Annotated in this window: 14 protein-coding genes and 1 pseudogene; 8 read left to right on the top strand and 7 right to left on the bottom strand. The window is 69.5% G+C overall.

Features of this window, described 5'->3' with window-relative positions; translation table 11 throughout:
• Positions 1–20: 20 nt before the first annotated feature.
• From E8A74_RS52745 to E8A74_RS55625, 3 genes are all read right to left on the bottom strand, one after another.
• Complete coding sequence (locus E8A74_RS52745; RefSeq protein WP_170229410.1) at positions 21–4763, bottom strand: tetratricopeptide repeat protein; 4743 nt, start codon at positions 4761–4763, stop codon at positions 21–23.
• Between the two features lie 207 nt (positions 4764–4970).
• Complete coding sequence (locus tag E8A74_RS27405) at positions 4971–5267, bottom strand: polyhydroxyalkanoic acid system family protein (protein ID WP_136932036.1); 297 nt, start codon at positions 5265–5267, stop codon at positions 4971–4973.
• 27 nt (positions 5268–5294) lie between these two features.
• Positions 5295–5873 (bottom strand): peptidylprolyl isomerase, encoded by a 579-nt coding sequence (locus tag E8A74_RS55625; RefSeq protein WP_136932035.1) that lies wholly within the window; start codon positions 5871–5873, stop codon positions 5295–5297.
• Positions 5874–6055: 182 nt separating this feature from the next.
• Here E8A74_RS55625 and E8A74_RS27395 point away from each other — a divergent pair, with 182 nt between their 5' ends.
• The 5 genes from E8A74_RS27395 (at position 6056) to E8A74_RS27375 (ending at position 13545) form a co-directional block, all read left to right on the top strand.
• Positions 6056–10435, top strand: a complete 4380-nt coding sequence (locus E8A74_RS27395) for a tetratricopeptide repeat protein (protein ID WP_136932034.1) — start codon at positions 6056–6058, stop codon at positions 10433–10435.
• A gap of 293 nt (positions 10436–10728) precedes the next feature.
• Positions 10729–11085 (top strand): hypothetical protein, encoded by a 357-nt coding sequence (locus tag E8A74_RS27390; RefSeq protein ID WP_136932033.1) that lies wholly within the window; start codon positions 10729–10731, stop codon positions 11083–11085.
• Positions 11082–11339 carry a hypothetical protein gene (locus tag E8A74_RS27385; RefSeq protein ID WP_136932032.1) on the top strand — a complete coding sequence of 86 codons (258 nt, stop codon included), beginning with the start codon at positions 11082–11084 and terminating at the stop codon, positions 11337–11339. Before E8A74_RS27390 ends, E8A74_RS27385 begins: the two co-directional genes overlap by 4 nt.
• A gap of 229 nt (positions 11340–11568) precedes the next feature.
• Positions 11569–12030 (top strand): hypothetical protein, encoded by a 462-nt coding sequence (locus tag E8A74_RS27380; RefSeq protein ID WP_136932031.1) that lies wholly within the window; start codon positions 11569–11571, stop codon positions 12028–12030.
• Positions 12031–12414: 384 nt separating this feature from the next.
• Positions 12415–13545, top strand: a complete 1131-nt coding sequence (locus E8A74_RS27375) for an IS1 family transposase (protein ID WP_136932030.1) — start codon at positions 12415–12417, stop codon at positions 13543–13545.
• A gap of 285 nt (positions 13546–13830) precedes the next feature.
• Here E8A74_RS27375 and E8A74_RS52740 read toward each other — a convergent pair whose 3' ends face one another.
• Positions 13831–15915 (bottom strand): hypothetical protein, encoded by a 2085-nt coding sequence (locus E8A74_RS52740; RefSeq protein WP_232379764.1) that lies wholly within the window; start codon positions 15913–15915, stop codon positions 13831–13833.
• A gap of 244 nt (positions 15916–16159) precedes the next feature.
• A pseudogene (locus E8A74_RS56085) lies at positions 16160–16867 on the bottom strand (family 16 glycosylhydrolase); the annotation flags it as partial.
• Positions 16868–17432: 565 nt separating this feature from the next.
• Between E8A74_RS56085 and E8A74_RS27365 the strand changes: the two are divergent.
• The gene (locus E8A74_RS27365) at positions 17433–17723 is read left to right on the top strand and encodes a hypothetical protein (RefSeq protein ID WP_136932029.1); all 291 of its coding nucleotides are present in this window, start codon (positions 17433–17435) and stop codon (positions 17721–17723) included.
• A gap of 217 nt (positions 17724–17940) precedes the next feature.
• Here the strand turns inward: E8A74_RS27365 and E8A74_RS27360 are convergent, their stop codons facing one another.
• A complete protein-coding gene (locus tag E8A74_RS27360) occupies positions 17941–18333 on the bottom strand; it encodes a hypothetical protein (RefSeq protein WP_136932028.1) in 393 nt (130 codons plus the stop codon).
• A gap of 11 nt (positions 18334–18344) precedes the next feature.
• Positions 18345–18674, bottom strand: coding sequence for a DUF7677 family protein (locus E8A74_RS56080; RefSeq protein WP_136932027.1), 330 nt, complete (start codon positions 18672–18674; stop codon positions 18345–18347).
• A gap of 117 nt (positions 18675–18791) precedes the next feature.
• Here E8A74_RS56080 and E8A74_RS27350 point away from each other — a divergent pair, with 117 nt between their 5' ends.
• Together E8A74_RS27350 and E8A74_RS27345 are read left to right on the top strand one after the other, a co-directional pair.
• On the top strand, positions 18792–20369 hold the full coding sequence (locus tag E8A74_RS27350) for an FG-GAP repeat protein (RefSeq protein ID WP_170229407.1): 1578 nt from the start codon (positions 18792–18794) through the stop codon (positions 20367–20369).
• Between the two features lie 287 nt (positions 20370–20656).
• Positions 20657–22240, top strand: a complete 1584-nt coding sequence (locus tag E8A74_RS27345) for an RICIN domain-containing protein (protein WP_136932025.1) — start codon at positions 20657–20659, stop codon at positions 22238–22240.
• The last annotated feature ends 237 nt before the right edge of the window (positions 22241–22477 follow it).

Genomic DNA, 22477 nt, shown 5'->3' with positions numbered 1-22477 from the left:
CTTTGCTCCAGAGTCGTCGCTCACCGGACACCCATGCCGAGCTTCTTGCGCAGCTCGAGGTAGCTGGGGGAAAGCACGAACGAGAGAAGGCGACGCGAGCGCTCGTTCTCGGTGACCACCGAGCCGAGCTGATCCCGCGGCACGTTCAAGGTGTCGCTCAGCACGATCGAGACGTCGCCGGCGGCGATCACCGCCATGCGATCCAGGCTGCGCCGCGCCGCGTTCGTCCACGCGCGCGCGTCCTGCTTGCTCGCCACGACCTTCTGGCAAACGTCGCCGATGCTCTTGCGGATCTTGCGCGAGATCTCCTTGTGCACCGCGCGCTGGATCTCGCCGTAGACCGCGTACCCGGGGTTCGCGACCTTGATGTCGACCTCGTTGCACGCCGCGATGACCACGGACGCGACCGTGGCCTCGTCACGCGTGCGGAGCGAGGTGATCCCGCGCCGCAGGGCGAAGACCGTCCGCGCGATGGCCGAGCGCGCCGCCGCGTCGAGCGGCGCCGTGATCCCGGACCCGATGACGATCGCGGGCACCTCGCCGGCGACGCCGTGCACGCCCTTCGGCTCGGGGCCGCCGACGTAGAGCTCGAAGTCACCCTCGAAGCCCACCGCGCCCATCCACTCGGCGACCGCCACGCGCAGCGGATGGCCGCCGCGCGAGTCGATGCGCTCCTTCTTGCCGACGTTCATCGAGCCGAGCGTCGGGCCGAGCGCGAGCGTCACCGTCTCGGCCATGAGCACGAAGAGCTCCGCGATCGGGCCGTTGTCCTCCGGATCGGCGATCTCGGCCATGGCCTTCGCGTCGAGCACGATCTGCGGCCGCGTCGCGACGCGACCGTCGATCCGTTTGAGCTCCGTCGAGATCGCGTCGTCGTCGCGGCCGAGCGAGACCAGGCAGCCGAGCGTCGCTTGCCGGAGCGCCGCGTCCTGCCCGGCCTGCGCGATCTTCGCGAGCCGCTCGACGCGGTCGGCGTCGCACGGATCCTCGGAGAGCTTCTGCACGAGCACGGACTTCGCGCGGCCGAGCAGGCGCTGGCGCAGCGACGCGTCGTAGCTCGTGGTGAGCACGAGATCGAGCGCCTCGCCGTCGTCCGGCGACTCGTCGAGCAGCTTCACGACCGAGGCCTCGGCCTTCAGCGGCTCGTTGATCTTGTCGCGCCAGATGGCCATCGAGAGCCGCGCGGCCTCCATGCGCCCCTCGCGCTTCTCACGCTCCTGCATGAGCTGCTCGAGGATCGACGTCGCGCGCGACCAGGCGCCCGTCTTCGCCGCGACGCGCGCGAGGCGCTCGCGCACGGGCGGCGTGGACAGGCCCGCCTCGTGGAGACCCACGAGCACCTTGAGCGCCTTCTCCGGGGCGTTCAGCTTGTTCTCGTAGATGTCCACCGCCGCGACGCCGGACATCAGCCGCTGCTGCGCCGGTGCCTCGCCGATGCCCGAGAGCCGGCCGAGCAGGTCCGCTGCCTCGGCGAACTTGCCCATCGTGATCGAGATCTCGCCCGCGAGCGCGAGCGCGCCGACGTGATCGGGCTCGAGCATCGTGACGTTCTCGAGCGCCGAGAGCGCGCCCTCGCGATCGCCCTTCTTGCGGAGCACGCGCGCGCGCTCCCAGAAGAGCTTGCCGATCTCTGCCTCGTCGTCGGCGACGTCGAGGCGACGCCCGATGATGTCGAGCAGCTTGTCGTCCTCGTTGCGCGAACGTACGCGGCGGAAGAGTTTGTCGAAGGCGACGCTGCGGCTCGGATCCCGATCGAACGCGCGGGCGAACGCGATCTCCGCGTCGTCGTGCGCGTCGGTGTGATCGAGCAGGATGATGCCCGCGGACTCCCAGAACGCCGCGCCGCGCGTGTCGTCCTTGCTGAGGGCGCCGAGCTGCGCGAGCGCGAGCGCCGTGGAGACGTGGTCGCCGAGCGCCTCGCTCGCGGCGCGCACGCCCTCCCACGACACGATGTCGTCCTGGCGACGCTCGACGGAGGCGCGGAAGGTGGCGAGCGCCGCCTCCACGTTGCCCGCCGCGAGCTCCGACCAACCCGAGAGCGCCGATGCGTCGCTCCCCGCCTCCTCGCCGAGCGCCCCGCCCACGTTTTGCAGGGCGAACGCGCGGCGGCGTGGATCGCAGCCGGGCATCGCGAGCTCCAGGTTCGCGAGGCGCGTCGCGTCCGACGTGCCGGCGAGCAAGGGCTGCGGCGTGCTCGGCTGATCGAGCATCGCCACGAGCGCGGCCGACGCTTCCATCGCCGACCACGGCTCGTCGTCGAGGAACGAGCCCACCGCGCGCCGCGCGGCCACCTCGGCCTCGCGATCCTTCGCGGTGAGCGACGCGCCGAGCCACTCGAGCGCGGCGTAGAGCTTCGGCTCCGCGTCCGCCCAGGCCGCCGCGCGCGACACCGCCGCGCCCGGATCCTGATCGACCACGCGCGCCAGCCGGTACGCTTCGGCGCGTGCGATCGCCGTCGCCTCGTCGCCCTGATCCTCCAGCCGATCGAGCGCGCGATCGATCGCCGCCCGGTCACTCTGCGCATCGGGCCACGTCAGCCGCGCGAGCCCCGCGGCGACCGTGATGTCGCCCGAGCCCTCGGCCTCCGCCGTCTCCAGCGCCGTGAGCGCCTCGGCACGATCGCCCGCCTCGCCCTGGCCCACTTCCAGGCCGAAGCGCTCGATCGCGATGCTTGCCGGATCCGCGCCCGCCTCCGCGGCCGTGAGCAGCGCGCGCCGGCGACCGTCGAGGCTGTCCGGATCGGCCCCGCGCAGCGCCCACGCGAGCAGCGCCGCGGCCGCCTTCGACGCGCTGCCGCGCGCCTGTTCGATGAGCTCGATCGTCTTCTGCCGATCGCCGATCCGCCACGTGAGAAGCGCGGCTTCCAGGTAGAGCGCGGCGCCGAGCTCGATGTCCTCGGTCATCGTCGCGCACGTCGACAGGATGGTCGACGCGGACGCGAGGTCCCCTGCGCGGCGCTCGAGCTCCGCGAGGAAGAGCGCGACCACCTCGTCCGACGGCGCCGCTTCATGCAGCTCGCGCAGCCGTGCGCGCGCCTGATCGGTGTTGCCCGAGCGCGTGCTGCGCAGCGCAGCGACCACCCACAGGCCCCGCGCGAGGGTCGGGTCCGTCTCGACCTTCGCGAGCTCCTCGATCGTCGACGCGAGCGGCCGAACTGCGATCACCTCGCCCGGCGCAGCCTTCTTCGCGCCGAGCGCGTACGCCGCGAGCACGCGGCCGAGCCACGTCGAGGCGTCGCCGTCGAGCGTCGCGAGCTTCGCGAACGCCTCGGCGGCTCCGTCTGCGTCGCCGCGGAGCGCGCGGCTCCGGCCGAGTTCGAACCAGAGGCTCGCGTCTTCGCCCTGCTCTGCGCCGTTTGCGACGAGCTCCGCCGTCACCTGCTCGTACCACGCCGCGTCGCCGCGGACGGAGGCGAGGGTGCGGGCGATCCGCGCGAGCAGCGGCGCCGGCGTGCCGAGCGCCGCGGCCCGACCGAGCGCCGCCTTCGCGGCGTCCGAGTCCCCCGCCTGGCAGGCCCACACGTAGGCCGCGATGATCTCTGCGCGCGCCTTCGCCTCGCTCGTCGAGCACGACGCGCCCGACGCTTCGAGGGAGCGCGCGAGCGCCGCCGGATCCTGCGCGTCGCTCAGCAGATCGAGCTCGAGCGCGCGCGCCATGATCGACGCCGGGTCCGCTTCGAGCGCGCTGCGCAGCGCTTCGAGCGCGCCGTCCCGGTCGTTGTCGAGCATCGCCGCCTCGGCGATGCGCAGCCAGAGCGCTGCTGCGGCCGGGCCCGGGGCGCCCCGCGCGAGCTCGGCGCGCGCGAGATCCGCGGCGCCCTTCGCGTCGCCGTTCGCCTCCAGCGAGGCGAGGCGCGACCGCGCGATGACCGACGACTGCGGCAGTTGCTCGGCGGCCCGCGCGAGCAACTTCACCCAGCCCTCTTGATCCCCTGCGCGCCGCTTCAGCTCGGCCGCGCGCAGCCATGCGTCGGCTGCGTACTCGGCGCGCCGCGCGAAGCGGGGCACGCCGCTCGCGTCGCCGCGCGCTTCGTCTTCGAGGGCCTCCTCGATGAGCTGCGCTTGCCCTTCGAGGGCCCGCGCCAGCGCCGTCGGGTTGTCCTCCCGCGCGGAGATCGCTTCGAGCGTCACCTGCGACCGGAACTGCCCCTGACCATCCAGCGCGGCGGCGGCGTCGATCAGATCGTACGCGCGCTGCGCGTCGCCGGCCTTCGCCGAGAGCTCCGCGAGCTCGATGAACAGGTACGCCTTCCACGTCGGATCGCTGGCGAGCTCGGCGCGCGCCTCGATGGCGCGCATGCGGCCGGGCAGGTCGCCGTCCTTCGCCGCGATGAGCTCGAGTTCGAGCCACGGCGTCGGGTCCTCGGGGCTCGCGCCGACGGCCTCTTCGAGCGCTTCTTTCGCGCCCGGAAGATTCTGCTCGTAGTCCTGCAGGAACGCGGCGCGCTCCCAGAACGCGCGTGCGCGCTCCTCCGGGGTCACGGAGGCGCGTGTCAGCGCTTCGAGCAGTTTCCCGAGGTTCTTGATGGACTTGCGTCGGGTCAGGATCCGGACGAGGGACTCGAGCGGCTCGCGGAACTGCGGGTCCGCGTTGAACGCCGCGAGGTAGTCCCGCGCGGCGGACGGCTCCTCCCCGTGCTTCTCCTCGAGGACGCCACACTCGTGCAGGAGCAGGGCTTGGAGCGCCTGATCCTCCTGCGCGGCGTGCTCGGACCGTAAACGATTGAGGAAGGCCGCCGCATCCTCGGCCTGCCCCGTGGGCATGGGTGTCTCTACCGTCATTGGGCTCGACGCGCCTCCCGCGGAGACGGGTTTCTGGTCCATTGCATGCTGCGTGGGGAGACTAGCCAAACGGTGCGTCGGGAGTAAAGCGTGCTCGCGACGGATCGCGACGATCCTGCGCCCTCCGCGCAGTTCGCCCTGTCCCGTGGGGGGAAGGGGAGCGGGTGAGGCTCGTGCCTGCTCGCTCGCTCAGCCCTTGCGGAGCATCGCGTCGAGCTTCTCGTGCAGCGTCGACTCGACCACGGGCCGCATCGCGCGGAGCAGGAGCGGCAGCTCCACCCGGATCCGCACGGCCTCCGCGGTCACGCGCACCGACCCCCGCGTCCCCTTCGCGGGCCCGCTCGGCGCGTCCAGACAGAGCTCGTCGCCTTCCCAGCGCCAGCGCACCCCGCGGCGTTGCTCCAGCCGCCGCGCCAGGTCTTCCGCGCGCCGACGCGCCGCGTCCTGGCTCATGCCGTGGGGTTTCAGGATGTCGATCTGCGCCATCGCGTCCGTCCCCTCTGCGTCGTGGGCTTACTCGACCCGCTGCAGGATCCAGTAGCCGCGCGGCGTGTCGACGACCTCGCTCACCGCGCCCTTGGCCAGGCTGAAGAGAACATACTCCGGCGCGGGCTCCAAAATTCCGCGCGGCAGCCGCCCTGCGTTCTCCATCGAGCCCTTGTCGCCCTTCGCCACCGCCGCCTTGAAGTCCGTCTTCGCCTCCTCGGCGAGCTGCTTGGCGAGCGTGAGCGCCTCCTCGCGCGGCCGCGCGTTCGGCGGCGCGCCCTGGGCACCCTTGTACTGCACGAGCACCACCCCGAAGATCACGGACTTCGGCGCCTCACCCGCGAGCGGCGGCGGCGCCTCGCCCGTGAGCAGCAGCGTCCCGCCTGCGTCGACCGGACCTCCCGGCTCCGGCTCCCCGCTCGCCCCGGCGTCCGAGGGCTCCGCGCCTGCGTCGGCGCTCGGCGTCGCGCCTGCGTCGCTCGGCGCGCCTGCGTCGGCGGCGGCCGTCTCGGTGGACGTGTTTGCGTTGCGACCGCGCGGGACGGCGACGAGCGCGATGGCCCCGAGGACCAACACGGCGAAGAGGAGGGCGGTCGCTTTCTGCATGGGGCGAGCGCGTTAGCACATTTCCCCGGCCCAGCGGAAGCGCGCGACGAATCTGCGCCGCCCGGCTGCCCGCTGCCCCCGCGCCCGCTGCCGTCCTCTGTCGCAAAAGAGCCGCGAAGCCTCAAACCCTGGTAGAAGTGACGAACGCGGAACCATCGCGCGCCCCAGGGCCCCTCGAAGGCATGAGCATGGTCAAGGTCGAGTGCGACGCCTGTAAGTCGCCGTACCAGGTGGAGGAACGACGGATCCCGGCGACGGGGCTCAAGATGCGCTGCTCCAAGTGCGGCAACAGCATCTTGGTGCGCAAGCCCGCGGAGGCCGCGTCGGGCCTCGGAGGCGCCGAGGAGATCGATCTCCCCTCGCCGGTCGCGCCGCGCGCGAAGGCGGGCACCGAGCCGATGATGCCGCGCCCCGCGCCGGGCAAGGCGCCGGCCGCGCCGCTCGCGCCGAAGCCGCCCGTGCTCCCCGCCGCCAAGCCGAAGCCCGCGGCGCCCGCGCCCGCGCCGAAGCCCGCCGAGGCCACGGAGCTCGAGCTGTGGAGCCGCGACGACGATCCCGGCTTCGGCGAGATCGACCTTCCCTCGCCCGCGAAGGCCACCGTGCGGCAGATGCACGCCGCGTCCGTGCCCGCGCCCGAAGCCGAAGAGGAAGAGCTCGCGGACCTGCCGATGCCCGCGAAGGCCACTGTGCGGCAGATGCCCGCGGTCGTGAACGAGTTCCCTCTCGATGATGAAGAGGAGGAGGACGCGGCGCTCGCGGCGATCGAGATGCCCGCGTCGTCGCCGAACAAGCCGACGGTCCGGCAGATGACGACCCCGGTGACGTCGTCGCTCGAAGTGGATCTGCCCTCGCCGTCGCCCTCGCCTTCGCCCGCGCGTGCGGCCGCCGCCAGGACGCCGCCGCCGAGCCCTCCGAAGGCAGTCGACAAACCGACCGCGCCCGCGCGCCCCGCGGCGAAGGGTTTTGGCGAGATCGACCTGCCCTCGCCCGCGCGCCCCGCCGCGCCGAAGCCGCCGCCGCCGCCGAAGCCGGACGAGAAGCTCACCGCGCCCGCGCGTCCTGCGGCGAAGGCCGCGCCCGCGCCGGAGATCGATCTGCCGAGCCCCGCGCGTCCCGGGATGAAGAGCACGCCCGCGTTTGATCTGCCGTCCCCCGCGCGCCCCGCGCCGCCCGCGGCGAAGGGCTTCGGCGAGATCGATCTCCCTGCGGCGGCACGACCCCCCGCTGCGCGCCCCGCGCCGCCTGCGGCGAAGGGCTTCGGCGAGATCGATCTCCCCGCGCCGGCGCGCGCGCCGGTGAAGAACGAGCCCGCCGATCTCCCCGCGCCGGCCCCGCCCGGCCCGAAGCACCGCTCCTCCGGCGCGATGCGCGCGCCGATGCGCGCAAAACCCCTGAGCAGCTTCGACCTGCCCGCCGTCACGGCCGACGCCGAGCTCGACCTCGGCGCCTTCGGCGAGATCGAGCTGCCCGCGCCCGACCTCGGCGCCTTCGGCGAGATCGATCTGCCTGCGCCCGACGGCGGCGTCTCGTTCGCCGACCTCGAGGCCCCGCTCTCCCCGCCCGCGGGCGCCGCGCGCAAGCTCGACCCCGGCGCGACCGTGCCGGCCGCCTCGATCGCGGCCTTTGATCCGGGCGACAGCGACTTCGGGGAGCTCGAGTTCCCCCTCGCGAGTGCCCCTCCGCCTTCCCCCGCGGCACCGCTTGCGTCTCCGGCGCGCGCTGCTGCGCCCGTGACGACCGGCTTCGAACTCGACGACGCTGCTTTCGACGCGGCGTTCGCCGATCCTCCGCCGAACAAGGCCGCCGCTCCGCCCAAGGCGCCCACGCCCGAGCCGCCGAAGAGCACGCGCGCCGCGGGCCCCATCTCGGCGCCGGGCGAGGAGTTTTCCCTCGGCGAGCCGGACATGGACCTCTCGACGGGCGCCCCGATCAGCGTGGGCGCGCCGCCCTCGCGCGCCCCCCTCCACGCCGCCGACGAGCCCGACGAGCCCGCGCCGCCGCCGGACAGCAGAGCCAGCATCGGTGACGAGGTCGACCTCGCGCCGGGCGAGTCCGAAGACCTCGACGCGCTCGGCAAGCGCGACAAAGCCCCGAAGAGCCTCGCCAAACCCGCCGCCGGGGACAAGCGCGCCCGCGGACGTGGCCGTGTCTATGGCATCGGCGCGGCCGTCCTCATCGCGATCGGCGGCGGCGCCCTCGCGTTGCTCCCCGACATCGGCCCGTTCGGCGTGCATGCGGTGAGTGATCTCGTGAACGCCTCCGCGCACGCCGAGGCGCTCACCGGGCTCGAAAAGAACACGCAGGCCACGCTCGACGAAGACACCGCCGCCGCGGCCGCGCGCGGGCTGGAAGCTGCCAAGGCCGCGCAGGCCTCGCGCCCGCGCCACCGCCCGACGGCCGCCTATGCGGCGTTCGTCGCCTTCTCGCGCAGCCTCCGCCATGGCCGCCGCGGCGACGACGAGACCCTCGGCAAGCAGCTCCTCGGCCAGACCGAGACCCCGAGCCGCGAGCGCACCCTCGCCGTGGCCGCGCAACACGCGCTCGCCGGCCGCCTCGACCCGGCCCGCCGCCTCGCCAAGGACGCGCTCGACGCGGACGCGAACGACATCGACGCCGCCGTCCTCCTCGGCGAGATCGAGCTCGCTTCCGGCTCCATCGCCGACGCGCTCCCCGCCTGGAAACGCGCCGTCACCCTCCGCAAAGGCGCCCGCTCCCTCTACGGCCTCGCGCGCGCCGAGCTCGCCAAGGGCGACGCCGCGTCTGCCGAGAAGAGCGCCCGCGCCGCGCTCGAAGCCTCTCCCAAGCACGCCGGCGCGCGCACCTTGCTCGCCTCGATCCTCGGCCGCGACCCTGCCAAGGAGACCGAGGCCCTCGACCTCCTCGGCAAGGTCACGGCCGAGGGCGACATCCGCGCCTCTGGCAGCGACCGCGAGCTCGTCGACGCCTACCTCGAAACCGGCCGCATCCACCTCGCCCGCTCGCGCATCACCGCGGCCGAGCAGGCCTTCGCCGCGGCGCTCAAGATCGACCCGCGCAGCGCGCCCGCGCTCATCGGCGACGGCGAGCTCTTCTACCGATCGAGCCGCTTTTCGCAGGCGCTCCTCCGCTTCGAGGAGGCCACGCGTGTCGACGAGAGCAGCATCCCGGCCCGCATCGGCGCGACGAAGACCCTCCTCGCGCTCGAACGCCTCAAGGACGCGAAGGCGCTCGCCGAAAAGCTCCGCGCCGACAAGCCTGACGCTGCCTCCCCCGTGTACTGGCTCGGCCGCGCCGAGGACGCGCTCGGCAACAAGAAAGAGGCCGAGGCCCTCTACCTCCAGGCCATCAAGCTCGGCGGCACGCAGATCGACGCCGTCGAGGCGTACGTCGCGCTCGCCTCGATCCTCGCGGCTGCCGGCCGCAACGACGAGGCGCAGGCCAAGCTCGCCGAGGCCAGCGCCAAGTTCCCCGACCTCGCGGCGCTCCACCGCGCGAAGGGCGAGGTCTTCTCGCAGGCGGGCCGGTACGCCGAGGCGCGCACCGAATTGGAGGCTGCGCTCGCCAAAGAGGACGACCTCGGCACGCGGTTCCGCCTCGGCATCACGCTCCGCCGCATGGGCGCTTTCGAGGACGCGCAAAAGGTCTTCGACCAGATCGCGGCTATCGACAAGGCGTTCCCGGGCCTCTCGCTGGAGCGTGGCCTCTTGTACGAGGAGACGGGCCAGAGCGAGCGCGCGCTGGAGATGTATGCGGCGGCGCTGGAGAAGGCGCCGGCGGACATCGACCTCAAAATGCGCGTCGGCTCGGCGCAGGTCATGGCGGGCCACGCCGCGCAGGCCGAGCCGATCCTGCGCGAGGTCTTGAAAGAGCGCGCCGGCTCCGCGGACGCGAACCATTTCCTCGGTCGGGCCCTGCTCTTGAAGGGCGGCTCGTCCTCCGCAGGCGAGGCGATCCGCTTCCTCGAACGGGCCACGGAGATCGACGGCAACCGCGCCGAGTATTTCCTTTACGTCGGCTGGGCGGCGAACGTCCTCGGCCAGTTCCCGAAGGCCGAGGCGGCCTTGAAGCGCGCCTTGGAGCTCGATCGCGAGCTCGCGGACGTGTACTGGCAACGCGGCGTCCTGGCGCACAAGCAGGGCCGCACGCTCGACGCCCTCGCGGACCTGGAGATCGCCTTGCAAAAGCGCCCCTCCCGGCACGAGGCGCACGCCACGATGGCGCTTTGTTATCAGGAGCTCGGCCGCTGGCCGGAGGCGCAGACGGCGTGGCAAAAGGCGATCGCCGGCAATGGCTCGGTGGCCGAATGGCATTACCGGCTCGGGAAGATCTTCGAATCAAACGGCAACAAGCTCGCGGCCACGCCGGAGCTCGACAAGGCCGTCGAGCTGCTCGCGCAGAAGGGCGGGCCGGCCGAGAACTGGCAGGCCGACGTGTATTTCCTCCACGCCGAGGCCATGCGCGCCACGGGGCAAAAGGACAAGGCCGTGAAGAGCTACCTCCGGTTCAAGGAGGTCGCGTCGATGGACAATGCGTACCGGACCGACGTGGAGCGGGCGTTGGTATCGCTGGGGCACGGTCCATAGGGCGGGGGCGGCATCCACGGCATAAGAAGAAGCCGGTGGCCCCAGCGGTAGCGAACGAGGTGCGAGAGGTCGAAGGCACGCGCGCCGGGCTCGTCGGCAAGGGCTGGGGAGGTTGCCGACATGCGCGCCGGGCTCGTCGGGTGGTGCGGTCATTTGAGGCAAAGTGCCGTCATTTGACGGAATCGGCTTTCACGTGACGTACGATGTGCGTGCCTGAAAAGGCGCAGGCCCGAAGGTGTTGGAAGCACCTCCGAGCCCGCTTGACGCAACCACGCTGTCACGAGGTCACGCCCATGCACGATCTGTCATGGCCCGGTAGCTACGGCCAAGAGAACGATCCGCCCTGCCCGCCCGCCGCGCCCGAGGAGAGGCGCCGCCGCAAGTCGGGCGCGCTCATGCTCTCCGAGGACGAGGCGCGCCACGTGCGCGTCGCGGTGCGCAAACTCCGCCGCGCGTTCGGGAGCTTCAACGCGCTCGCAGCGCGGCTCGACATGCCCGCGAACACCGTCCGCCGCATCGCGAACCCGAAGGGCACGCCCCCGACGGGCACGTTCGCCATCCGCCTCGCCGCCGTTGCAGGCGTCGCGGTGGAGGTCCTTCTTGGCGGCAAGCTCGTCGTGACCACGCCGGTCATCGGGAGGGCGGCATGAAGCGCTCCCGCGTCAGGGAACGTGAGCGCCTTCGGGCGCCCGTCGAGACGACCGACCCCGCCGCGCTGGCGGCCTACGCGGGCGCGCTGCGCCCCGTCGTCGCGAGCCTTCGGTCCCTCGCCGAAGATGCGACCGCGGCGCCGTCGCAACGCGTCCACGCCCGCGCCTACCTGCGTCGGGAGATCCTCCGCGGCATCCGCGAGCTGGAAGCCCGGATCGACACCGCTTCGCCCGTCCCCTCTCCCGCCTCTTGACGCCCCGTCTGTAACCGACCATCCATGCCCGCGCCGAGCGGTTCGCCGTTCGGCCGACGGGCCCATCACGGGCTCGTCGGGTTCACCAAAGAGAAGGGCGAGCCGCGTGGCTTTCGCCTCGTCATGCTCGCCCGACATCCTTGGCAGGGATGCCGCCGACCATGGCAGGGCACCGACCCCACGTCAAGGGCATCGGTATACCTCGCGCCTCGCCCATGAGGACATCCCCATGGGCATCGATGACGACAAACGCGAGCATGCACAAGCGCTTACCCTACCAAGAGAGTTTCAGCGCGTTCTAAACGGCGCACGTCCAATCATCGAGGACGCTCTGAACAAGTGGGTCGACCGCTTGCAGATCCAAGGGAACGAACCCGAATTCGACACGAATCAGTTCATCGAATACAGTGATGGCACTCCGCATCGTCTGAACACCTTCGATCGGGCAATGTATACGCTTAAACTGAGGGCGTTCCCGAAGCTGAGTATCAAACAGCCCATTCATTTAGTCGCAGACGAATCGGTGCAACAGCTCATCGTGTACGGGCTCGAATGTCCAGACGGGCACCAGGAGAGGTATGAGCACTATCGTACGTTCAACCACGGTGACATCGAATCTCCTAACCTTGGCGCATTGATGTACGACGCAATCGGCGATGCCGTTCGGCGCGTAATCGACTCAGCAAAGTAACGGTTCGTCCAGGCACGTGAACCACACGACCGAACCGGCACAAAAGCACACCGCGAACCACCACGTACGCGCATCCGTGATAATGGCCTCGTAGCCGTCCCCCGCGTCGGCCATGTACACACACCCGCCATTATCTACCAATTCGATTTGATTAACGGGCAGATACATGCCCACCGTCGTGTATGCCTCCCATGCCAGAGCACGCTCGCGCGGATCCGTCGGGCCCTTTGCGCGTGGTCGCCTGGGCTTAGGACATTCCGTGTCCGATCGCTGCGCCGATTCTCCGCGTTTTAGGCTCGTTTCGTGGTACCTTCTACCCATCGAATGGCGACGCGGTGAGGGCGCATAGGGCACCCGGTAGACCGTCGCCAGGGCAAGGCCCCGATGGCGAACTTCCTTTCCGAGGAGAAGCGTCTCCGCGTTCTCGCCGCGCTCGTAGAGGGCAACTCCGAGCGGGCGATCGAGCGGATGACCGGCGTCCAACAGAAGACGATCGGACGGCTCGCGCTCACCCTGGGCGAGGGCGCGGTGAACCTGCACAATCGGCTCGCGCGTGGCCTGCAATGCAGCCTCGTGACCGTCGATGAAATCTGGTCCTACGTGGGGAAGAAGCAGGCGCGCGTGACCCCGGAGGACGGGCCCGAGGTCGGGGAGGCGTACACCTTCGTAGCCCTGGACGCGTCGAGCCGCTTCGTGATCGGCTGGTACGTGGGGAAGCGCAACGAAGAGAGCGCGCGGGCCTTCATAAACGACGTCCGCGCGCGCCTGGTCGTCATGCCCGCCATGACCTCGGACGGCTTCGCGCCCTACGTGAGCGCGATCGGCTCCGCGTTCGGGCCCGGCGTCGACTACGCGATGACGGTGAAGAACTACACGCGGAAGGGCCGCCGCGATGACGACCACCGCTACGAACCCCCGCGCGACCCGTTCATCACGAAGAAGGTCGTCTTCGGGGCGCCGAACCTGGACACGGCGAGCACGGCGTACATCGAGCGCAACAACGCCACGATGCGGCACCACATCGGCCGCATGCGCCGCCTCTGCTACGCGTTCAGCAAGAGGCTCGACCGCCACCGGGCCGCCGTCGCGCTGAACTACGCCTGGTACAACCTCGGCACGGTCGTGAAGACCCTCCGCGTCACGCCCGCCATGCAGCTCGGGCTCACGGACCACGTGTGGACGATCGAAGAGTTCCAAGCCGCCTTGCTCACCGCGGGCCCGTGCGAGCCTCCGGAGCGTCAGCCCCTCGCGCCTCGCGTCCCCGAGACGACGGCGCGGGAGCTTCCGAACGGGCGCGGGTTCCTTCGTGTCGTGGGCGGCGGGAAGGCGTCTGCGGGGTCTTCTCATGGCCCGATCATGCCGCCACCCGTTGTCGCGCCCGCTGCTCCGGTCGAGCCCGTCGCCGATCCGACCGGGCAGCTTGACCTCCTGTCTTGGCGCCCGAGGTCCAAGCCCGAACCGAAGGGGCAGCTCTCCCTGTTCCCCGGGTTCGATGACCCGAAAGGAGGGGAGTAAACTGCGGTCATTTGGGTGGCGACTGCGGTAATTACCGCACTACCGCTCGTCGGCAAGGGCCGGGGAGGTTGTCGACATGCGCGCCGGGCTTGTCGGCAAGGCTGGGGAGGTAGTCGACGTGCTCGCCGGGCTTGCCGGCAAGGGCCGGGGAGGTTGCCGACATGCTCGCCGGGCTCGTCGGCAACGGCTGGGGACTTTGTCGAGAGGGTCGCCCGTGGTTGCCGGCAACCTGCCCCTTTGCCACGCCGTCGCCGCCGCGTCCGCGGGGCGGTGCTGCGGGGAACGTCAGAAGCTGTAGCCGGCGAGCCCCGTGAGGCCACTTCCTTTGCCGTCATAGTCCGAGTAACGGCCCCCGATCGTGAGGCGCGTCGGGTCACTCGGCGACCCGAGGACCCACGTGAACCGGGCGTCGATGTTGTCGGCATGGGCCGGATCCGAGGCGTTCCCCTCCGCCTGCAAGCGGTAGGCGCGCGTCCACCAGACGGCGAACCACACCGGCGCGGCGACTTGAACGTCGAGCATCGCGCCGAACCCGCCATGCAGCCTGACGCGAACGCCCGCATTCTTGTCGCGGTCGGCGGTGTCGATACCGGCGATCCCTCCGCCGAGCAGCGGCTGGAGGCCGATCCCGAGGACGCGGTAGCCGATGCCGGCGTGGAACTCGGCGTCGAGCATCAACCCCTTCGTCGTCACGTAGCCACCGCGGGCCTGAAGCGGCATCCGGTAAAACACGTCGCTCCCCTTCCACACCCCATCGAGGAACCCTCCGAAGCCGACCACCGGCGCGAATACGGTCGCTTCGTTGGGCGCAGACGCCGTCGCGAGCCCGATCTGCCAGGTGCCCATCCCCGCGGACGCCGCCGCGCGCATCAACGCCTCCGTCTCGGCTCTCTTGTTGTGCTCGCGCATCGCGTCGCCGTCGGGCGGCGGAAGCGCGAGCGGCACGGCGCCGCTGCTCGGCGGCGCGTCGACGAGGGCGGTCTTCACGTCCGCTTCGTCGAGCGACCAGCGCTTCACGAAGAAGGAGACCGCCTCGGGGGGCGGCGAGCGGCGAACGAGGGTCGCGAGCGCGAACGCGTCCTCGGCCGCGGCCTCGTCGCCGGACCCGAGGTGGGTGCGCGCCTGGGTCACGAGCTCGGCGCTGCGTGCTTCGCGGACGGCGGTGAACAGGGGCCCGAGCTCGGCGAGGAGGGTTTCTTCCGCCTTCGATGCCAGCTCGTCGGCCCGCCGTTGCTTCTCCGTGCCCATAAGCAGCGAGTTCTGGGCCTTGTCCGGATCGACGCCTTCGACCTGGATCTTCAGCGTGATCGGCTTCGCCGACGAGGCATCGGCGCGGCGGCGCTGCGTGCCCTCGATGACGAGCGTCCAGCGCAAGCGGTGCTCGTCCTCGAAGTAGGTTTCGGTGATGGGCCGACTCTCTTCCTTCTGGACATAGTCGGTCGTGCAGGACTGGCCCGTGTTGTAGATCGGTGACGTCTCGACGTAGCGGGAGTGCGCGTCTTCACGAACCGTCTTCGTCTCCGTGCCCACGTACGTCGAGGTGCTCTGACAGCGCGATTCGCCGACCAGGCGGCTCGTCGTCTCGTACGAGATCCTTTCGCGCTTCACCTTCTCGACGTAGGGCTCGGACCGCGTCGTGCACTTCGCGCGGAACTCAATCTCGGTCGGCAAGCCACTGCTCCCGCCGAGCTTTGCCGCAGCGGCTGCGATCGGCTTGCAGTCGTCGCCGCCGAGCGTCCAACCGACATCAACGCGCTGGCGCAGCGCGGAGCTCGTGTCGCTATCGAGGGGGTCTTTCCCGCCGAACATTCGCACGAGGCCGACGTGGAGCGCGCGCGCGCCGTGGTGCGCGGCGTCGAGCTCCGTCAAGCGCTGGCGATGGAACGCGAGCGCGCTCTCCTGGATTCGGCGAAAGTCCTCTTGGAGCTGTTTCTCGTCCGCCAGGCGGAGGAGGCGGCTCGCTTGCTTCAGGGCGGCGGTGTACGACGCGGGCTTCGCCTTCGCGACGACCTCGGGCCACAACGCCCGCGCGATCGCCGAGCCGACCGGCGTGATCGCCTCGCGAATGAGCTCCGCGCGTTTGCGGTCGAGCGCGAGCAAGGCTGCGGCCTCGAGCCGCACGAACGCCGCTTGGGGTTTGCCCGCCTCGAGCTCCTTCCGCGCCGCGGCCGCCTCGGCGTTCACGAGCTGCGTGAGCGTGTCGCGTTGCTTGGTCGCGATCTCGCGGATCGCGTCGTCTTCGGGGTCGATCGTGGTCGCCGCCGCATCGTAGTTCGCGAGCGCCTGGGCGTAGGCATGCTCGGAGAACGCGCGGTCCCCAGCGGCGAGGAGCGGACGGCTCTCCGCGCAACCCGCGAGCACGCTGGACAAGGCCGCGAGCCATAGTGCCCGGCGCGAGGTGCGAAGAGAATGTAATTCCGGCACGATGGCTGTGCTGTATCACACCCTGGTCTGAGCCGTAAAGCCATCGAGGTGTGGCTCGATGGCTTCTCACGAGGTGGATCCATTGGTAACGGCTGCTCTGCGGCAATTCGGACGGATTGAAGGCACCGGCCCATGGCACCACGTCCGAAACCCACAGGTTGGCCCGCACCTCTTGCGGGTGCTCGAGTTCACGCAAGATCGCCGCGTCGGTGAAGCGGTGCAATTCGCGCCCGTCCACCCCGTAGGCGATGCGATCGGGCAGCCATTCGATCTCCCAGGTGTGGAAATCGGCGGAAGCATCGAAGTCGAGGTCCACCCTCTTCTCCGTTTGGTGCTTCGTCCCGCCATCGTCCACCCAGTGGAGCGCAAACTGCACGGCTTTGGTCCCGCCGACGAACTCGATGTCGATCTCGGCGGTCTCGAGCAGCTTCGAGTCGCTGGCGTCGAACTGGTAGAAGGCGGTGAAGAACGAGGCGACCATGCCCGGGTGCGCGGTGGGGCGCATGCGCGTGAGGAACCGCCCGAACTTCTGCGCGCCGGTCCGAGCGTATTCCGCGCCCAGAATCGTGCGATCCGAGTCGATGACGGTGTCGCCGCGCGCGGTGAGCCACAAATCGAGGGCGCCCTCGCTGGTGCGGACATTCGAGGGATGGAGCCAGGCGAGGTTCGAGCCAAAGGTCCAGTCCCCGAGCGTCGAGGGGCCGAGCCCCTGCTCGAAATCATCCAACCACGAGAGCTCGTATGCGATGCCGCCGCGCGTGGCGCGTCGGGGGAGCTCGCGCTCGTGCGTGGGGGCGAGGTCGCCTTGGGGTGAATCGGGGAGGTCGATTCGTGGCGCGGGAGCCGGGGAGCAAGCTGCGGCGAGCGCGGCCGAGCAGAGGACGAGGGGGGCGCGCATCCTGCGGAGTGTAGGCGCGGGGAGGGAGCTGACCTGTGGTCTCATCTCGCTAAGTACGCAAAACTCTTAGCTCGATCACCAGAGTCGGGCTCAACAGTTTCGAGTACTTACGAAGATGCGATCGATGGTCAGGACGACGAGAGCAGAATCGATCGGATGCGCGCGGTGGTCGTAGGATGTTGACAAGGCTCCCGGGGGTGGCGTAAGCCGATATACGGGACATGCAAACCTTTCTTGCACTCTTCTGTGTTGCGGTCCTCGTGGAGGGGTGCGTTGACGAGCCCAGGAGGCGACCACCCTGCACGGATCCTGACGAATGTGCCGTGCAACGAGACAACTGCTTCAACGGCTGCGCCAGCGTCATGCCCCGTAAGCTGTGCAGATTGCTGTAACAGCGTGTTCAGGAGCTGCGATGATTGCAATTCATGGAACTTCGAGTCGTGCAGGTGACTCGCTCAAACCCGGACTCGCAGCCATCCTCGTGGGCGGACTGCTCGCATTGTTCTGCGGATGCGAACGAAATGCGCCCCATCAACTCGTCCTGCGATACGATGAGGTGGCCCACGTGAGTGGATGCAACATCCGCCTCATTCAGATCACCATCCGTGACGATGGCTACGAGCCGTTCGCGGCTCTCAATTACAATTGCGGAGGCTTACCGGAGTCGGACCTGTTCGAGAAGAATTGGTCGAAGGACTATCTCCCGCCCCTCGGGTTCACGATGAACGTCGGGGATTGTCAGCTCTTCAAGGACACGTTCTACTGCGTCGAGGCCATCGAAACCGACAAGGTGACGCTCCAGGCGACGTACAAGTGGGCCAACCCAGACCATTCGCGAATCGAGCGGATCAAGTAATCCGCAAAGGCCCCGCCCCATCCACGCGCCTGTGCATCTCCAGGCACGCCTGAGCCACCCTCCCGCCCCTTCGAGAACGTAGTCGGCGAGCCTGCGGATTTGCCGAGAAGCTGCGTGCCTGCCATGAGGCGCGTGGCACGGGGACGGATTCGCCCCCGCTACCTGTGCCGCGTGCATGCTGCACGGCCACAGGGCCCAATGCGTTCAGGCTCCGTGCTCAGAAGGACTGGCTCTGTGGCTTCTCGCCCTCGGTCTTCTTGCGGAACACCAAGTAGCTGTGACGGGATTCAGTCCTGGTCGTCCCTTGGTACGCGACGTTCGCCGACGTGTTGATGAGCACGACCTCGCCGCCGAGCGCGCACGCCTCGGGCTTGAGCAGCGAGAGAATCCGTGGGTCGTTCGGCGCTTCGCCGCTCTCGCCCTGGACGTTGACCGTGCCCACGGCGTCGTAGCTGGCTAGGAGCTCCTGGGTCATGTTGCCCGTGCGCAGCTCGAGCGCGCAGTCCGCTGGCCGCGGCGGAAACACCCCGCCCATGCGCACGGTGGACACAGGGTTGCTCGAACACGCGAGTACCGTCGGGAGGAGCACGAGGAGCCACGTTTTGATCATGCGTGGCATACCTAGCAGCACGCGCGCGTCGCGGTCAACGACGATGCCGCGGGGAGATCGCGGCGGCGCGAACGGCGGGACGAATGGCGCAGTGGATCAGGCGTCGAGCGTGCCGCCCTTGAACGGGCGCGGCGACACCTCGGAACAAATAGCGCGCCGGGCGCCGCTCCACCCCTTCCGTACAAGTTCGTCTCCCAATCCTCGAAGGGTGGCTCCACGACGTACGCCGCGTCCACGTAGCTCCGGATGCACTGGGCGGCGCGGTTCTCCGGCTGCTTTGCATTGCGTACGACGCTCTCCTCGTCTCGCTCGAGCACGTTGACGAAGAGCGCGTACGTCATTTCGAGGGCGCGCCCGGCCGCAAAGGTCGGCGGCGAGGGGAGCGTCGTTCGTGCGGAGGTGGGCGTTTCGATTCTGACAATGCGTCCGACTCTGTTATATACGACTCCATGAACGGCATGCCCATTTCATCGATGCTGCGTCGGCGCCCGCTCGTGCTCCTCGTCGGGGCCCTTCTTTCCTTCGGAGGCACGCGCGCCCTGGCGTCCCCCGTCCCCGTGGCGCAGTTCAACTGGACCCAGCAGCAGAAACTCTTCCTCGAGAACCCGATGGTCGGCGATCTCGCCGCGCAAGCGATCGGCCTCTCCGGTGATGTCATCATCGTCGGCGCGGAAGAGGCCGACCTCAAGGGGAGCCGATCCGGCGTGGCGCAGGTCTTCGTTCGAGCGGGAGGCTCCTTCGCCCCGACGCAGACGCTCTCCCCCGACGACGGGCAGCCCGACGACTATTTCGGCCACGCGGTCGACGTGGACGGTGATATCGCGATCATCAGCGCCTCCTCCGACGACGACAACGGGCTGAACAAAGGCTCGGCCTATGTATACGCCCGGAGCGGGGGCGTCTATACGATGCAGCAGAAGCTCTTGCCACCTCCGGCGACCCTCGGCAGCTACGCCGCTACCGTGGCCATCAGCGGGACGACGATCCTTCTGGGGGGCGAGGGCAGCGGAGGTTTCGTGTATACCCAGAGCGGCTCGACCTGGTCGCTTCAGCAGAAGATCGCGCCGGCCGATCACGTCACGACGCATTTCGGCAATGCCGTCGACGTCTCCGGCGACACGGCCATCCTCGCGGCATTCGCGGATCCCACGATGAGCGTCGATGGTGGCTCGGCCTATCTCTATGTACGCAGCGGCGCGACCTGGACGGAGCAACAAAAGGTCTTCCCGTCCGATCCGACGGTGGGGCAAAACTTCGGGTATTCGGTCGCCATCGACGGCGATACGGCGGTCGTGGGCGCCATCGGCGACAGCGAGAAGGGGACGTGGGCCGGCGCGGCGTATGTCTTCGTCCGCAATGGCGTCACGTGGAGCCAGCAGCAGAAGCTCGTCGCGAGCGACGCGCAGGAGAGAGCGCAGTTCGGGTGGGGCGTCGCGGTGCAGGGAGACAGGGTGCTCATCGGTACCCCCACGATGAAGACGGCCGTGACGCAGCCGGGATCGGCGTACGTCTTCGAGAGGAGCGGCGGCGTTTGGACCGAGGCGAACAAGCTCACGGCCTCGGACGCGGTGGCGGTGGAGAACAGGTTCGGCTGGTCTTGCCGTCTCGACGGCGACACGGCGGTCGTCGGCGCGCCCAGCGATGCAGAAAAAGGCGGCTCCTCGGGCGCGGCGTACGTGTTCGCGATGGAGATGGGCGGGTCCGGCGGAATGGGCGGGTCCGGCGGAATGGGCGGGGCCGGCGGCGCAGGTGGTGCCGGCGGAATGGGTGGTGCCGGTGGAATGGGCGGTGCCGGCGGAATGGGCGGGGCCGGTGGAATGGGCGGCGCCGGCGGCGCAGGTGGTGCCGGTGGAATGGGCGGCGCCGGCGGCGCTCCGTCGACGGAAGAGAGCGGCTGCGGCTGCCGGATGGCCGGCGCGGAGCGAGGCGGCGGGGCAGCATGGTTGCTCGTGCTGGGAGGGGTGATCCTCGCCGGGAGTCAGCGGCGTGCGCGCTCCCGGAGCCTTGTGCGGCGGGGCGACGGCTCGACGTTCTAGCTTCACGCTGCGGGAGCCATGCAGCGATCACCAGCCACCCCATTTGTCCTCGCGCACGAAGCCCATCCCCTGCGAGAAACGCTTCGCTGACCTGGCGGGGCGCGGTTCGCGGCCGGGCTCGGCCTTCCGGGTCCACGAAGGTCATTCGTTGCGCCTATGGGAGGGATGCGAATTCGCGGGGTTTCTCGAGTCTCTGCGAAGACGCATTGTGGAGGGGTCGCTGGAGCAACCCGGAGCCAGCGGCGGCTTTCCCTACCTGTCCTTCCCTACCTGTCCAAGGAGCAACGATGAACCACAGCAAGACCTCCTCCCGCGCGTTCTCCAAGACCGTGCGGCTCTTCGGCCTGGGCGCGCTTCTCGCCGGCGTGGTCGGCTGCGTCGACGGCCCGGGCGTCGACGACGAGCGCGCGGACGCGATCGAGGCCACCGACGAGGCGAGCTTGGCCCTCCTCCCCAACAACTGCTCGGATCGAGCGAAGAACATCTGGGGCGCCGCCAGCCAGATGGCCAGCTACATCCCGGGCGCTGGCAACGCCGCGAGCGCGGGGATCTCCCTCCTCGCCGCGCTCCAGTCGGGTCGCTGCTCCCAGAACCAGGCCGAATTCCTGACGATGGATCAGATCCGCGCCGAGATCGTCGCCATCAGCGGCCAGGTGGTCGACGAGGCCCTGCGAAAGCAGCTCGTCCAGTCCGCCGACACGTTGCTCCGCCTCCTCGAGCCCTACCAGGACGAGCTCGTGGACATCGACGCGCTCACCGTGGCCCAGCGGACGGAGCTCTCCGAGGACCTCGAGAACCTCGCCATTCACGCGGTCTTCCTGGAGTCAGACACCGCGAGTCTCAACTGGCCGATTCTCCCGGTCTACGTGCAGTTCGCTTCGCTCAAGCTCGGCATGTACCAACTCGCCTACGAGCTGCGCGAGCCTGGACCCGAGCGCGACAACCTCGAAGATATGCTCGCGAGCGAGCGGCAGGCGTCAATCGACCTGCTTGTCCAGCACGAGACCCGGTTCGTGCAGCGCGGGCAGACCCTCCTGCGGAGTTACTACTTCCACAGCATGGACTACCAGATCGACACCATGGTGACGAATGGCGGCGCCACGGTGCTGCGCGTCGACTGGAATTGCCACGGGAACATCTTTCGACCCAACAAATGCAGCGACCGGTTCGACCGGCGCAATCAGTTCTTCCTCGAGGCGCGCAACAAGTTTCGTGATCTCCGCACGAAGCAAAACACCGTCATCGACAGCAACTACCTGGCGTTCAAGAACGCGCTGTTCAACACCCAGGCCCCTGCGTTCAAGCTGGAGTCGGGGCGAAACAACTACCGTAATGTCGTCACGAGCTCCCTTTCGCCCAGGGTCTGCCTCAGCGCCAGCCCCGACGGGACGTTCTCGGTGCCGGTATGCGGGGAGGACGCCGACGTGTCGAACGCCGACCTCCTCTTTGGATTCATCCCCACGACCGGCCAGCTCTACAGCCTCGGCCAGAAGGTCTGCCTCCAGGCGGACGACGCAGGCGTCCTCTCGAGCGGGCCGTGCGAGCCGTTGGCGCCGCCGCAGCCGAACCTCGACGGGAGCCCCGCGGCGCCGCCTTCGCGCCAGAGCTGGGGTCACCATCCCAACGGGTACTTCATTCACCTGGCGACCGGCCTCTGTCTGAACCTCGACCAGGACATCGTGATGCCCGAGAACCAGCAAGTGCAGTACATGCCGGGCGCCGGGGTGGTGCTCTCGCCCTGCGACTTCGGCTCGGTGGGGTACCAAGAGCACCGGTCCGTCTACTCGGGGGGCGAGAGCGTGACGAGCGATCTGGGCGAGGACGTGTGGGCCACGGTCCCGACGACGATCACCGACTGGCAGGTCGAGTAACCGAGGCGAGGGTCGAGGGGCGCGCTGGGCATCTCGAACGACCTGGGTGCTTGCATTGTTCACCTGGACGCCGATGATGACGCGTGGACTTCTACCTTCTTCGGTCCTTTTGCGCATTCCGCTCCACATGGGCACCCGTTCCGCTGGCACCTGGGCACCCGTTCCGGCGCACGTGGGCACCCTCGGAGCGAAGCGACGTTCCCCTGGCCGTGCCCTCGGCGCATGGTGCTCGGGAGC

Source organism: Polyangium fumosum (genome assembly GCF_005144585.1).
Lineage (GTDB): Bacteria > Myxococcota_A > Polyangia > Polyangiales > Polyangiaceae > Polyangium > Polyangium fumosum.
This window is presented reverse-complemented; position numbering and strand designations above follow the sequence as displayed.

What these genes read in the sequence shown, in the direction of transcription:
- E8A74_RS52745 (WP_170229410.1), bottom strand. Translation starts at nt 4,763, where the DNA reads ATGCCCACGGGGCAGGCCGAGGATGCGGCGGCCTTCCTCAATCGTTTA.
- E8A74_RS27405 (WP_136932036.1), bottom strand. Translation starts at nt 5,267, where the DNA reads ATGGCGCAGATCGACATCCTGAAACCCCACGGCATGAGCCAGGACGCG.
- E8A74_RS55625 (WP_136932035.1), bottom strand. Translation starts at nt 5,873, where the DNA reads ATGCAGAAAGCGACCGCCCTCCTCTTCGCCGTGTTGGTCCTCGGGGCC.
- E8A74_RS27395 (WP_136932034.1), top strand. Translation starts at nt 6,056, where the DNA reads ATGAGCATGGTCAAGGTCGAGTGCGACGCCTGTAAGTCGCCGTACCAG.
- E8A74_RS27390 (WP_136932033.1), top strand. Translation starts at nt 10,729, where the DNA reads ATGCACGATCTGTCATGGCCCGGTAGCTACGGCCAAGAGAACGATCCG.
- E8A74_RS27385 (WP_136932032.1), top strand. Translation starts at nt 11,082, where the DNA reads ATGAAGCGCTCCCGCGTCAGGGAACGTGAGCGCCTTCGGGCGCCCGTC.
- E8A74_RS27380 (WP_136932031.1), top strand. Translation starts at nt 11,569, where the DNA reads ATGGGCATCGATGACGACAAACGCGAGCATGCACAAGCGCTTACCCTA.
- E8A74_RS27375 (WP_136932030.1), top strand. Translation starts at nt 12,415, where the DNA reads ATGGCGAACTTCCTTTCCGAGGAGAAGCGTCTCCGCGTTCTCGCCGCG.
- E8A74_RS27360 (WP_136932028.1), bottom strand. Translation starts at nt 18,333, where the DNA reads ATGATCAAAACGTGGCTCCTCGTGCTCCTCCCGACGGTACTCGCGTGT.
- E8A74_RS56080 (WP_136932027.1), bottom strand. Translation starts at nt 18,674, where the DNA reads ATGACGTACGCGCTCTTCGTCAACGTGCTCGAGCGAGACGAGGAGAGC.
- E8A74_RS27350 (WP_170229407.1), top strand. Translation starts at nt 18,792, where the DNA reads ATGCCCATTTCATCGATGCTGCGTCGGCGCCCGCTCGTGCTCCTCGTC.
- E8A74_RS27345 (WP_136932025.1), top strand. Translation starts at nt 20,657, where the DNA reads ATGAACCACAGCAAGACCTCCTCCCGCGCGTTCTCCAAGACCGTGCGG.